Source organism: Neorhizobium huautlense, assembly GCF_030811685.1.
Lineage (GTDB): Bacteria > Pseudomonadota > Alphaproteobacteria > Rhizobiales > Rhizobiaceae > Neorhizobium > Neorhizobium huautlense_A.
The window spans coordinates 259,197-272,300 of sequence record NZ_JAUSRF010000003.1 but is presented as its reverse complement, the minus strand read 5'-3'; the positions used below and the strand labels follow the sequence as shown (position 1 = coordinate 272,300).

The following is a 13,104-nucleotide window of genomic DNA, read 5'->3' as shown; positions in this document are numbered from 1 at the left end:
GGAGACGGCCCATCACACGACGACGAATTGAACGACGTCATCCTCGGGCTTGTCCCGAGGATCTGCTGAGCCCGAGACAAGTGGACCTTGGCAGATCCTCGGGACAAGCCCGAGGATGACGGAAAGTGAAGGCAGAGCGCCTTTCAAGAGATGCGAAGGCGCCGCTTTCGAGACGCCTCGCTGTCCGTTAGTTGTCGAAGCCGACCTTGTCGACCAGCTCGCTCGCCTGCTTGCGATGACCGACGATTTCCGACAGCGGCTTGCCGTCGACCTTCAGTTCGCCAAAGGAAGCGATGATCGGGTCGATGGAGGCGCCAGCCTTGACCGGATATTCATAATTGGCTTCTGCGTAGATCTTCTGGGCTTCGTCGGAGACGAGATATTCCAGGAATTTCACGGCTTCGGCCTTGTTGGGCGCGTTCTTGGCAACGGCTGCGCCGCTGATATTCACCTGCGTGCCGCCGTTCTTGAAGGTCGGCAGGATGACCTTGATGGCCTCGACCCACTTGGCCTGTTCTTCGCCGCCCTTGCCGGACTTCATCAGGCCGACATAATAGGAATTGGCGATGCCGATATCGCAAATGCCGCCGAGAATGTCCTTGGCCACGTCGCGGTCACCACCGGCAGCCTTGCGGGCCAGGTTTTCCTTGACGCCAGCCAGCCACTTTTCAGTGTCCTCAGCGCCGTAATGGGCGATGTAGTCAGCAAAAAGCGCGGTATTGTACGGATGCTGGCCAGCGCGGATGCAGACCTTGCCCTTCCACTTCGGATCGGCAAGATCTTCATAGTTGAAGGATGCCAGATCAAGATCCTTGGCCGCGTAAAGCACGCGGGCGCGGTAGGACAGGCCGAACCAGTGGCCCTTGCCGTCGCGCAGTTCTGCCGGGATGGCCGAGCTCAGCACGGACGACTCGACCGCCTGGGTCACGCCCTTTTCGGACAAGTCGACCAGATTGCCGGCATCGACCATCATCAGGATATCGGCCGGCGAGCTTTCACCTTCCGAAGCAACGCGCTCGGCCAGACCATCCTTCATGAAGACGGTGTTGACCTTGGTGCCGGTGGATTTGGTGTAGGCCTCGATCAGCGGCGCGATGAGAGCCGGTTCGCGGGTCGTGTAAACGTTGATTTCAGCGGCCGACGCAAGCGACGGTGCGACGAACATCGATGTTGCGAGAAGCGTGGAGGCCAGAATGGCGGACGGTTTCATGATAACTCCCCCGTTAGAGAAACACGGAGGGTTTGCACCATTTCATGACGATGTCGGTCAAGTTTATTTTGTCAATTACAGGTGGAAATCACGCAGACGTTATCGATTTTTTGGATGCATTTACAACTATTGATCCACCATCAGAAAACAGCCAGCCGCTCCGGCCGAATTGAAATTCTCACCTCGGCGGTACCTGTCGGCAGTCTTTCCGAGACAACGGCTCTCAGTGGCGTTTCGAGACCCTCCACGAACAGAACAAGTTGCTCCGTTTCGCCATAAAAGACGCGCTCGCTGATGCGGGCCAACATATCACCGCCGTCGAGAGAGACGGAGATGTCGCGCGGACGAATATAAAGCGTTGCCGATCCCGTCGCCTGCGCTCCCGGCGAGACGGCAAAGCTGCCGAGGATGGTCTCGAATTTCCCGTCACGCCATTGACCGGGCACCTTGTTGAAGGCGCAGAAGAACTCGGCGGCATAGGCATTTTCCGGCCGGTCATGCAGGTCGTAGGGACTGCCCGCCTGCACGATTTCACCGGATCGCATCAACACCACCCGGTCACCGACCGAAAGCGCCTCCTGCGGATCATGGGTCACCATGATGGCGGTGGCATCCAGAGAACGCAGCAGCGACAGCGTATCGTCACGCACCCTGTCACGCAGCCCCTGATCGAGGTTGGAAAAAGGTTCATCCATCAGAATGACGGCCGGACGCGGCGCAAGCGCACGCGCCAGTGCCACGCGCTGCTGCTCGCCACCGGACAGCGTATGCGAAAAGCGATCGGCCAGATGCCGGAGCCCGATACGATCGATGATGTCGTCCGCGAGAGCCGCAGCCTCTGCCTTTGGCCGGCGTTTCAGGCCGAAAAGAATGTTGTCACGCACATCCAGATGCGGAAACAGCGCATAGTCCTGAAACACGAAACCGACACCACGTGCCTCCGGCTCAACGAAAGTCGCGCCATCGACTTCGCCACCATCGAGAAAAACGCGGCCCGAATCGACCGTTTCAACGCCGGAAATGATGCGCAGCAGGGTCGACTTGCCGCAGCCGGAATGGCCGACGAGCGAAACGATCTCGCCCTTGGCGATGTCGAGAGAAATGCCGTTGACGGCAGCCGTTGTTCCGAAAGCGCGACTGACATTCGCCAGCCGCACCGCGATATTTCCATTCATGCGCAACAATCTCCCCTTGCGGCGCGGAAACTGCCACAGCGCATCTCGCCGGTGAAGACCGGGCGCATCACAATGCAGGGAATTATGCCCGTTCAGGCTGCCGAGCGCGCGCCGGTCAGATAGTTTTCCAGCGCATCCACGGCGTCATCCAGCCTGCCGGAATTATCGATGGTGACAATACGACCCGGAAGGTTCGGCACGGAAATCGGCATTTCGCGGGCGATGCGGCTGCGGATATCCTCAGCCGTTTCCCGTCCACGCGACAACAGCCGCTCGACACGAATGTCCGGGCGCGCGGTAATCTCCAGCACGTCCATGCGGGCAAACTGCGAGGCGGCCTCGGAAAGCACAGCGCGGGAAAGGTTGGCGATGAGAATACCGCCCTTCTCCACATGTTCCGCGGCTTCCCGGCGCAGCGAATAACAAAGACCGTGCGCTTCCCAGTCGAGGCAGAATTCGCCTTCCTGACGCGCATCGGCGAAATCTGCGCGGGAAAGAACCTCGTGGTCCTCGTTATCGGGATCGGCATCGCGGGTGATGACACGCTGGGCAAAACGGATATCCGGCCGGTCCTGAAGGCGCGCGGCCACCGCCCGCATCAGCGTATCCTTACCGGCGCCGCTCGGACCGACAACCGCGATGAACAATCCGGATCGGTCAGCAGACACGATTGCCCTCCCGCCACACACCGACGACCACCGGCGGCAGGTCGCGCTCAGCGCGCACGCGCACCAGATCGGCACGGCGACCGACTTCGATACGGCCGCGGTCAGCGAGACCCGCCGCACGGGCAGGATTGTCGGAGATCAGACGCACGGCCTGCGGCAGATCGGCCAGCCCCTTGTCGAAAAGCACAAAAGCCGCCTGCATCATCGAAAACGGGATGTAGTCGGACGAGAGAATGTCGAGCGCGCCTTTTTCCAGAAGATCGAGCGCCGAAACATTGCCGGAATGCGAACCGCCGCGCACCACGTTCGGCGCGCCCATCAACACCTGCAAACCGGCCTCGCGCGACAGGACAGCGGCCTCGATCGTGGTCGGGAATTCGGCAAGCGCGATGCCAAGCTCGACGCCTTCGGCGACATGGGCAGCGGTCGCATCGTCATGCGAGGCAATGGCAATGCCGGCGCCGTGGCAAAGCTCGGCGATACGCTTGCGGTTACGATCCGAATTGGCCTCGGATTCGGCGATACGGCGGGTGCAGAAGGCATCGAATTCAGCATTCGAGAGTTTCTTCTTGCCCTGATAATAGATGCGGTAAGCTTCGAGGCTGACGAACTGGCGCTGGCCCGGAGCGTGGTCCATCAGCGAGGCCAGACGCACGCGATCATTGCCTTCCATCATGTCGAACTGCTCGGCGACATCCGCCATCGACACTTCGCAGCGCAGATGGATGAAATGTTCAGCACGCAGACGGCCGGCCGCATTTGCCTGCGAAATTTTCGTCGCCATGGCGGCCATGTCGGCCGGACCAAGATCGGTGTCGTCATCGATGCCGACGCGAAGGGCATCGAACACGGTGGTGATGCCGGAGCTTGCCACCTGTCCATCATGCGCCTGCAGCGCCGCATCCATGTTCCAGCGTACCTTTGGGCGCGGCTGAAAGTGAGTCTCCAGATGGTCGGTATGCAGTTCGACGCAGCCGGGCAGAAGGTAATCGCCGTTGAGGTCGATACCGGCATTCGAATGGCCGGTAGAGATATCGGCAATCTTGCCGTCGCGCACCAACACTCTGCCGGTGACGATTTCATCGGCGAGAACGATGGCGCAATTGGTGAAGATGGTTTCTTGGGTCATGATGTGTTCACAGCTTACGGAGCGTTTTTGAAACGCTCAAGGGAAGAATGCGGAAAGTGTCAGATCACCAGCTTGCGCAGCTGCTGAGACAGAAGGTCCATCAGGCTGACGGTGATGATGACGATGATGAGCATGGCGGAGGCCTGCGGGTAATAGAAGCCGCGAATGCTTTCGAACAGGACCTGACCGATACCGCCGGCGCCGATGACGCCAAGCACGGTGGCGGAACGGATGTTGGATTCCAGGCGATAAAGCGACAGCGAGATCCACAGCGGCAGAACCTGCGGGATGACGCCGAACAGAACCTGCTGCACACGCGAGGCACCCGTGGTGCGGATCGCTTCGACCGGGCGCGGATCGATGGCTTCGACAGCTTCCGAAAACAGTTTGGACAGCGTGCCGGTCGTGTGGATGAACAGCGCCATCACGCCCGCAAACGGGCCAAGCCCGACGGCCACAACGAAAAGAACGGCAAACACGACTTCATGGATGGCGCGGAACATGTCCATCAGGCGGCGAACCGGCTGGTTCACCCACCACGGCGCCATATTGTGGGCAGACAGGATGCCAAGAGGAATGGAGAAAGCCACGGCCAGGAACGTGCCCCAGAGCGCGATCTGCACGGTCACCACCATTTCCTCGAGATAGAAACGCCACTCGCTGAAATTGGGGGAGAGAAAACCGCTGGCATATTCGGCCATATTGCCGGCATCGGTGAAGAGATAGGTCCAGCGGCCCATTTCGGCCGGGCCCCAGCTATAAGCAAGCGCGGCAATCACGGCCAGAAGAATAAGACCGTTGCGCGAGCCACCGGGTTGTTTTGGCAGCGGCTTGGTCGTGGCGGTGTTGGTGGTCATCGTCGCGTCGCTCATGATGTTGGTCCCGTGCTGGAAGAGAGGCAGGCCCGAAAGCCTGCCCCATGGTCGGTCAGATCAGAGATCGGATCAGTTGGTGCTGACCTTGGCGAGTTCGGCTTCGAACTTGGTCTTCTGTTCCGTCAGGTCCTTGATCTTGGCCTCCTTGGCGCTCGCGTCGAGCTTGGCATCGCCCTGCGTCTGGGCAATCGACTTGGTCAGTTCCATGACGCGGATCGGCAGAAGCTGCGCGTCGCTGGAGGCGCGGAACGGTGCCCATTTCAGGCCGGCGAGGATCTTCTTTTCTTCTTCGACATTGCCCTTGGAATCCTTGGTACCGTAGGTCAGGAAGAATTCGCGGATCTTGGTCTTGTTTTCGTCCGAAAGGTCCTTGCGCCAGACGATCGGGTCAGCCGGGATCAGCGGCGAACGCCAGATTTCGCGGATGTTGTCATAGGCCTTCGGGTTGTTCTGCTTGATCAGCGCCATGCTCTCGGTGTTGTTGGCAGCAGCATCCACCTGCTTGTTGGCAACAGCCATGGCATTGGTTTCGTGGTTGGCATTGGTGACGTTCTTGAAGCATTTTTTCGGGTCGATGTTCTTGCTGGAGAACACGAAGGTCATCGGAACGAGGAAACCGGAGGTCGAGTTCGGGTCGCCGAGACCGAAGTTCAGCGACTGGTCGCATTTCAGAACATCTTCGATCTTCTGGATCGGGCTGTCCTTTGGAACGATGACGACGGACCAGTAGCCCGGCTCACCAGTGGAGGCGACGCTCTGCACGAACACTTCGCCATCGGCGCGGTCGACGGCTTCCATGGCCGACTTGTTGCCGTACCAGGCCATCTGCACCTTGTTGAAGCGCATGCCTTCGATGATGCCGGCATAGTCGGACGCGAAGAACGGCTTGACGTCGAGGCCGGTCTTTTCCTTCATGGCGTCGAGCAGCGGCTGCCAGCTGGTTTTCAGGTTCTGCTGGGATTCGGTCGAGATGATGCCGAAATTAATCGTGTCGGCCGCAAAGGCTGCGGAACTCATGGTGAAGACGACAGACATCGCCGCCATGCTTTTCAGTAGAGCGTTCATCTTATTTCTCCGAGTTTTCAAAGAGTGATCAGGCGAGCTCCAGCTCGGCCCGAGGACGTTCTCGCTCCGCGGCATGGGCGGCAGGAGCAGCTTGACCGGCCGGTGCATCCGGCAGGACCAGTTCTTCCGAAGCCGCACCATAAAGTTCGGCCAGGAATTCGTTGGAAAGCGCTGTGGACGGGCCGTCGTAAACGATCGCGCCGTCGCGCATGGCGATGGTGCGCGGGCAATAGCGCCGCGCATATTCCACCTGATGCAGGGAGACGACCACCGTGATGCCATCCTGCGAATTGATGCTGGACAAAACGTCCATGACGCGACGGGCCGAGGATGGATCGAGCGCCGAAATCGGTTCGTCGGCGATCAGGATTTCCGCTTCCTGCACCAGCGTGCGGGCAATCGCGGCACGCTGCTGCTGTCCGCCCGAAAGCGTGGAGGAACGCTGGGCAAACACCTGCGGAATACCGACGCGCTCCAAAGCGCGGTGTGCAAGCTGCTTTTCGTCGCGATTGAAAAGACCAAGCGTGCCGCGCCAGCGCGGCGTGCGGCCCAGATGGCCGATCAGCACATTGGTCATCACAGACAGGCGGCCGACCAGATTGAACTGCTGGAAGATGACCGAGACACGACCACGCTTGAGGCGCGGATTGATGCGGCCACCATCCTGACAGAGTTCGCCCAGAACATTGATACGGCCACCTGCACTGTCGGCCGTTTCGAGACCGGCAATGGCGGATCAAAGTCGACTTGCCGGAGCCGGAGGCACCGATCAGGGCAACCATCTCGCCGCGCTCGACGGTGAGGCTCACCTTGTCGAGGGCGCGGTTTTTGCCGAACGTTTTCGACAGGTTGGAAACGGTAATCGCGGACATTCTTCTTCCCCTGACATTGCGGGCTTCAAGAAACTCTGACGATGTTTCGATGATGTTTCAGCGACACTTGAATGAAACTTCTGTGTCAGCCTTCGTATTTCCCCAGAAACTCCTCGGCAGACAGGTCGCGAAAATCCTGCAATGCTTGAAACAACTGGTCGTGACCCCAGTCCCACCATGCAAGCGCGTCCATGCGCTCGCCGATACCTGAGGCAAAACGGTCGCGGATCAGCCTTGCCGGCACGCCGCCGACAATCGTGTAAGGCGCCACATCGCGGCTGACGACTGCCCCTGCCCCGATCACCGCGCCATTACCGATCTTGATGCCCGGCAGCACGGTGACGCCGTGACCGATCCAGACGTCATGGCCGATGACCACACGTTTGGCGCGGCGGGCGGCAAAAAACTCGGCCTCGTTTTCGGCACCATCGAAATAATCGCCGGCGCGGTAGGTGAAGTGATGCAACGTCGCCCGTTCGGTCGGATGATTGGTGGCGTTGAGGCGAACGGCAGCGGCGATATTGACGAACTTGCCGATATCAACACACCACACCATGCAATTTTCCCTCACATAGGAATAATCGCCCATCGTGGTGTCGGTGACGCTCGAACCTGCCGCCACTTCGGTATAGCGGCCAAGCTGGCTGTCGGTGACAACAGCCGTCGGATCGATGAAAGAAACGGTTGCGGAAAGATGCTTTTTCATCACGCGGCCCTCCGTGCCGAAAAGGCGGAAACATCGATGGTGCGGGTGGCCACCGCATCGCGCACCGGCTGGTCATGGAAGATGCCGAGAACAGCGGTGCCGGCATCCAGCTTTTCGCGGATCATCGAGATGACGACATCGCGGTTGGCGGCGTCGAGCGAGGCGGTCGGCTCGTCGAGCAGCAGGATCGGGTGATCGGTGATGAAACCACGAGCGATGTTGACGCGCTGCTTTTCACCACCGGAGAAGGTGGCGGGGGGCAGGTCGAACAGCGCTTCCGGCAGATGCAGGCGGTTGAGCACGCCGGCAGCCTTTTCCGCCGCCACAGTGCGATCGACACCACGCGACACCAGCGGTTCGGCGACGATATCGAGCGCCGAAACGCGCGGGACTGCGCGCAAAAACTGGCTGACGTAGCCGATGCAATCGCGCCGCAGATCGAGCACGAGACGCGGATCGCCGGCACCGAGATCATGTGCCTCGCCGGACACCCGGTCGCGGATGAGGATTTCGCCGCTGTCTATGGAATAGTTTCCATAGACCATGCGCAGGATCGAGGATTTGCCGACGCCGGACGGTCCGCCGAGCACGACACATTCACCGGCAAACAGTTCGAAATTCACATCGTTGACGACCGGCAGGATAACGCCGTCGCGCAGATGCATGGTGAAGGACTTTGCCACGTCGCGAACCGAAAGCAGCGCGTTGCCTGTCTCGTTTGATGAAACACTCATGATCACGACTCCAGGATCGAGGCGACGAGAAGCTGGGTATAGGGATGATGCGGATCATCGAGCACGCGGTCGGTCAGACCGGTTTCGACGATGCGGCCACTCTTCATGACGATCATCCGCTGCGACAGCAGGCGGGCAACGGCCAGATCGTGGGTGACGATCACCACCGCAAGACCGAGATCGCTGACGAGACCGCGCAGAAGATCAAGCACACGCGCTTGAACTGAAACATCCAGACCACCGGTCGGCTCGTCCATGAAGATCAGCCGTGGGCGGGTGACGAGATTTCGGGCAATCTGCAGGCGTTGGCGCATGCCACCGGAGAAGGCGACCGGCTTGTCATCGATACGGTCACCGGCAATTTCCACGCGGCCGAGCCATTCGGTGGCCGTGTGGCGGATCTCACCGTAATGACGGTCACCGATTGCCATCAGCCGTTCGCCGACATTGGCGCCGGCAGACACCCGCATGCGAAGACCATCGGCCGGGTTCTGGTGCACAAAACCCCAGTCGGTGCGCATCAGGAAACGGCGCTCGGCTTCCGACAGGTCGGCCAGATCGGGGAAACGCCCGTCGCGCATATTGTAACGGATGCTGCCGCTCGAGCGGTCCAGACGGCCGGAAATGCAGTTGAGCAGCGTCGTTTTACCGGAGCCGGATTCGCCGACAATGGCGACCACTTCGCCCGGCCAGACATCGAAGGAAATATCGGTGCAGCCGATGAAATCCCCGTACCGGCGCTCAAGGTCACGGACGGAAAGAATGGGAGAGGTCATGCCGCGTCCTCCTTGACGGTTTGCGCCCCGGAGATCGGCAGGCCGGGTCCACGATGACCTTCCTCGCGGCGTGTTTCGCAATGGTCGGTATCGGAGCAGACATACATGCGACTGCCGCGATCATCGGTCACCACTTCGTCGAGATAGACGCCGGTGGCGTTGCAAAGCGCACAGGGCTGTTTGAATTTCTGGACTTCGAACGGATGATCCTCGAAATCGAGGCTGACGACATGGGTGAAGGGCGGCAGGGCATAAATGCGCTTTTCGCGGCCGGCCCCGAATAGCTGCAGGGCTGGCGAGCCGTTCATTTTCGGATTGTCGAATTTCGGGATCGGCGATGGGTCCATGACATAGCGATCCTCAACCTTGACCGGGTATGCGTAGGTCGTGGCGATATGACCGTGCTGGGCGATATCCTCGTAGAGTTTGACGTGGATGAGACCGTATTCCTCCAGCCCGTGAATGACGCGGGTTTCGGTCTCGCGCGGCTCAAGGAAACGCAACGGCTCGGGGATCGGCACCTGATAAACGATGACCTGACCGGCAGACAGCGGCGCTTCCGGGATGCGGTGACGCGTCTGGATGACGGTTGCATCCGCCGTTTTCGTCGTCGTCGCCACATTTGCGGTCTTTGCGAAAAAGGCGCGGATGGAAACGGCATTGGTGGTGTCGTCGGCGCCCTGATCGATGACCTTCAGCACGTCATCAGGACCGAGGATCGCCGCCGTCACCTGCACGCCGCCGGTGCCCCAGCCATAGGGCATCGGCATTTCACGCGAGGCGAACGGCACCTGATAACCGGGAATGGCGATACCCTTGAGGATCGAGCGGCGGATCATCCTTTTAGTCTGTTCGTCCAGATAGGCGAAATTATATTCCGGAAGCGTCATTCTGCGGCCTCCCTCATCTCATCGTTTTTGGCCTTGGCCGTGTTCAGCGTGCGCAACAGGTCGAGTTCTGCCTGGAAATCGACGTAATGCGGCAGTTTCAGATGTTCGACGAAACCCGTCGCCTGCACGTTGTCGCAATGGGCGAGCACGAATTCCTCGTCCTGCGCCGGTGCCAGCCGCTGTTCGTCGAATTCATCGGCGCGAAGGGCGCGGTCAACAAGACTCATCGCCATCGCCTTGCGTTCGGACTGGCCGAAAACGAGACCGTAGCCACGGGTAAACTTCGCACCCTCCTCACCACCGCCGGTGAACTGCGACACCATCTGGCATTCGGTGACGCGGACCTGACCGAGAGATACGGCAAAACCGAGTTCCGGCACATCGATCTCGACATCGACCAGCCCGATGCGGATTTCACCGACAAACGGATGCGTACGGCCATAACCGCGCTGGGTGGAATATCCGAGCGAGAGAAGAAAACCCTCGTCGCCGCGCGCCAGTGCCTGAAGACGAACATCACGATCGGCCGGAAAAGCGGTCGGATCGCGGGTCAGGTCGCCCGGCTCTTCGTCGGACAACACGTCGCGTTCGATCAGGCCTTCATCGTTCAGGATATCGGTCACCCGAGGCGCACGACGCTCGTCTTCACGGGCACGGCGCAACGGTTCATCGACCGGTTCGTCACCAGCCATGGCCGGATCGATCAGGCGGTGCGTGTAGTCGAAAGTTGGACCAAGCAACTGGCCGCCCGGAATATCCTTGTAGGTGGCCGACACGCGGCGTTCGATGCGCATTTTTGCCGTATCGATCGGCCGCGAATTGCCGAAACGGGCAAGCGTGGTGCGATAGGCGCGCAAAAGAAAGATAGCCTCGATCATGTCACCGCGCGACTGTCGCACGGCCATGGCGGCGAGATCGGGATCGTAAAGCGAGCCTTCGGCCATGACGCGGTCGACGGCAAGCGCCAGCTGTCCGGTGATCTGTTCCAGCGTCAGCGCCGGTACATCACGATCGCCGCGACGGCGATCGGCCAGCAGACGATGGGCATTGGCAATGGCGGCTTCCCCGCCCTTGACGGCTACATACATGGCTCAAGCCTCCTCGATACGAGTGGTGCGCGGCAGGCCGATCGCTTCACCGCCACAGACCAGAAGCACATCCAGCCCAAGCGGATAGGCGGCGCGGTTTTCCGTCATGAAGGCCTCAAAACCCTGCGGCAGCCCGAGCGGCGTGATCACCTTTTCAGTTTCGATGCCGGGACCCGTCAGCCTGAGCGGCTCACCGCCAGCAAGGCTTTCGACCGGCAGAATCAGGGTGGCGGAACGATCCGGGTAGTCGCTGGTGCCGATTGGAAACTTTGCCCACGCTTCGACCGGGCTCATCTTTTCGAGCACGGCAAATGCGGCGCGAAAAACATCCGCCGTGCGCGGTGCACCGGTGTGAAACGACATCCAGCCGATGGCATCGTCATTGTTTTCCGGCTTTTCGAACCAGACCGGCGTGTCGTAATCGGCAAGCGTCAAAAGGATTGCCGCGGCAGCCTGAGAGAGAGGCGCCGGCGGCGTCACGAAACCGGAAAGATCGGCAACCGTACCGGGTTCACCCAGCGCATTCATGACGCGGCGAAAAACGCCTTGGGAATCCATCACCGGGTTTGCGAAACCACCTTCGAAAACATGGCCTTCCGAACGGGTATTGATCGAAACACTCATCAGTCTTCTCCCCGCACCATGGTGAAGAAGTCGACGCGCGTCGCTTCTGTTTCTTCTGCCTGAAGTTTCGCCTCTGCGCGGGCATGTTCCAGAGCCGGCTCGACGATTGCCTTCTCCACGCGGCCGATCCAGTCCGGTAACTGACGCAGTGCGTCGAGATGGGCGATCATGCGGGCCTTGTCTGCATCACGGCCGAGCACGATCGAATGGCCAAGTTCGCCGCTGTCCAGCCGCACGGTCGCTCGGGTCACACTCGCCTCACCAAGATTGAACGGCGCACCGCCGCCACCGATACGGCCGCGCAGCATGATGGCCCCGATTTCCGGACCGCGCACCGCGATGGCACCGGGCGCACCGGCTGTATTTTCTTTGTAAAGATCGGAGAGCATGTTGGCCGGCATGGACGCCATCGCATCCAGTGCCCGCTTTCTCCGCGCATTCGCTGTTTCTGCCGTCATGTCGCACCTATTTGTCTATTTGTGTAGACAACTAATCTAATCGAGGTTATAGGGCCTGGCCAGTGACAGCTTGATGACATTTCGCATTTTTATTGGAGTAAGTTCATGCACGCCCTCGATGACGGCATTTCCCGCTGGCGCCGCGTCGCCGACGCCATTCGCGCCGACATCGCGTCCGGCGTCATCGCTCAGCAGCTTCCGCCCGAAGTCGAGCTTGCCGAACGCCACGGCGTCAACCGGCATACGGTGCGCCGCGCGATTGCGGCTCTATCGACCGAGGGCCTTTTGCGCGCCGAGCGCGGCCGCGGCACATTTGTAAACGCCCAGCCGCCGCGCGTGATCTATCCGATCGGCGAGCGGGTGCGCTTTCGGGAAAACATGATGAAACAGTCGATCGAGCCGTCAGGCCGTCTGATCGGCGCGGAGCGGGTGGCCGCGGATGCGCGGCAGGCGGCACAGCTGAATGTCGCGGTCGGCGCGCCGCTACACCGGTTGGAGCGGCTGGCCGTGGTGGATGGCATGCCGATGTCGCGCTCCACCTCGCTGTTTTCGGCGGAACGCTTTCCAGACATCATTTCGGCCTATGCGGAAACCGGATCGATCACCCAGGCATTGCAAAAGTCCGGCGTCAGCGATTATCGCCGTCGCGAAACCCGCATCACAGCCGAACGTGTATCCCCCAACGACGCCGAACTGCTGCAGTGCGCCAGCGACGCCATCGTGCTGATCAGCAACGCCGTGGATGTGGACATGGAAGGCAAACCGGTCCAGAGCGTGCGCACGCGCTTTCTCGCGGACCGGTTCGAGCTTTCGTTCAAGCCCGAAGGCGATTGA

The 13,104-nt window shown here is 60.4% G+C and carries 14 protein-coding genes and 1 pseudogene; 1 reads left to right on the top strand and 14 read right to left on the bottom strand.

Annotated features, from left to right (window positions below):
- Positions 1-187: 187 nt before the first annotated feature.
- From J2T09_RS05955 to phnG, 14 genes and pseudogenes are all read right to left on the bottom strand, one after another.
- Positions 188-1,165, bottom strand: a complete 978-nt coding sequence (locus J2T09_RS05955) for a Fe(3+) ABC transporter substrate-binding protein (RefSeq protein ID WP_306832447.1) — start codon at positions 1,163-1,165, stop codon at positions 188-190.
- 185 nt (positions 1,166-1,350) lie between these two features.
- On the bottom strand, positions 1,351-2,385 hold the full coding sequence (locus tag J2T09_RS05950; RefSeq protein WP_306832174.1) for an ABC transporter ATP-binding protein: 1,035 nt from the start codon (positions 2,383-2,385) through the stop codon (positions 1,351-1,353).
- Positions 2,386-2,477: 92 nt separating this feature from the next.
- Positions 2,478-3,053: a phosphonate metabolism protein/1,5-bisphosphokinase (PRPP-forming) PhnN gene (phnN, locus tag J2T09_RS05945; RefSeq protein WP_306832172.1), complete on the bottom strand. Its 576-nt coding sequence runs from the start codon at positions 3,051-3,053 to the stop codon at positions 2,478-2,480.
- A complete protein-coding gene (locus J2T09_RS05940; RefSeq protein ID WP_306832169.1) occupies positions 3,043-4,182 on the bottom strand; it encodes an alpha-D-ribose 1-methylphosphonate 5-triphosphate diphosphatase in 1,140 nt (379 codons plus the stop codon). The genes phnN and J2T09_RS05940 overlap by 11 nt, the downstream gene beginning before the upstream one ends.
- 59 nt (positions 4,183-4,241) lie before the next feature.
- Complete coding sequence (gene phnE / locus J2T09_RS05935) at positions 4,242-5,054, bottom strand: phosphonate ABC transporter, permease protein PhnE (protein WP_306832168.1); 813 nt, start codon at positions 5,052-5,054, stop codon at positions 4,242-4,244.
- A gap of 72 nt (positions 5,055-5,126) precedes the next feature.
- On the bottom strand, positions 5,127-6,122 hold the full coding sequence (gene phnD, locus J2T09_RS05930; RefSeq protein ID WP_306832165.1) for a phosphonate ABC transporter substrate-binding protein: 996 nt from the start codon (positions 6,120-6,122) through the stop codon (positions 5,127-5,129).
- A gap of 28 nt (positions 6,123-6,150) precedes the next feature.
- Positions 6,151-6,904, bottom strand: a pseudogene (locus tag J2T09_RS05925) (phosphonate ABC transporter ATP-binding protein).
- 175 nt (positions 6,905-7,079) lie between these two features.
- Complete coding sequence (locus tag J2T09_RS05920) at positions 7,080-7,700, bottom strand: DapH/DapD/GlmU-related protein (RefSeq protein ID WP_306832163.1); 621 nt, start codon at positions 7,698-7,700, stop codon at positions 7,080-7,082.
- Complete coding sequence (gene phnL / locus J2T09_RS05915) at positions 7,700-8,434, bottom strand: phosphonate C-P lyase system protein PhnL (protein WP_306832160.1); 735 nt, start codon at positions 8,432-8,434, stop codon at positions 7,700-7,702. The genes J2T09_RS05920 and phnL overlap by 1 nt, the downstream gene beginning before the upstream one ends.
- 2 nt (positions 8,435-8,436) lie before the next feature.
- Complete coding sequence (gene phnK / locus J2T09_RS05910; protein WP_306832158.1) at positions 8,437-9,210, bottom strand: phosphonate C-P lyase system protein PhnK; 774 nt, start codon at positions 9,208-9,210, stop codon at positions 8,437-8,439.
- Positions 9,207-10,100, bottom strand: a complete 894-nt coding sequence (locus J2T09_RS05905; protein ID WP_306832155.1) for an alpha-D-ribose 1-methylphosphonate 5-phosphate C-P-lyase PhnJ — start codon at positions 10,098-10,100, stop codon at positions 9,207-9,209. The genes phnK and J2T09_RS05905 overlap by 4 nt, the downstream gene beginning before the upstream one ends.
- Positions 10,097-11,188: a carbon-phosphorus lyase complex subunit PhnI gene (locus J2T09_RS05900; RefSeq protein WP_306832153.1), complete on the bottom strand. Its 1,092-nt coding sequence runs from the start codon at positions 11,186-11,188 to the stop codon at positions 10,097-10,099. Before J2T09_RS05900 ends, J2T09_RS05905 begins: the two co-directional genes overlap by 4 nt.
- Before the next feature lie 3 nt (positions 11,189-11,191).
- Positions 11,192-11,812, bottom strand: coding sequence for a phosphonate C-P lyase system protein PhnH (gene phnH, locus J2T09_RS05895; protein WP_306832151.1), 621 nt, complete (start codon positions 11,810-11,812; stop codon positions 11,192-11,194).
- Positions 11,812-12,270 carry a phosphonate C-P lyase system protein PhnG gene (gene phnG / locus J2T09_RS05890; RefSeq protein ID WP_306832148.1) on the bottom strand — a complete coding sequence of 153 codons (459 nt, stop codon included), beginning with the start codon at positions 12,268-12,270 and terminating at the stop codon, positions 11,812-11,814. Before phnG ends, phnH begins: the two co-directional genes overlap by 1 nt.
- A gap of 105 nt (positions 12,271-12,375) precedes the next feature.
- On the opposite strand from phnG, the gene phnF reads away from it, so the two are divergent.
- Positions 12,376-13,104, top strand: a complete 729-nt coding sequence (gene phnF, locus J2T09_RS05885) for a phosphonate metabolism transcriptional regulator PhnF (RefSeq protein WP_306832146.1) — start codon at positions 12,376-12,378, stop codon at positions 13,102-13,104.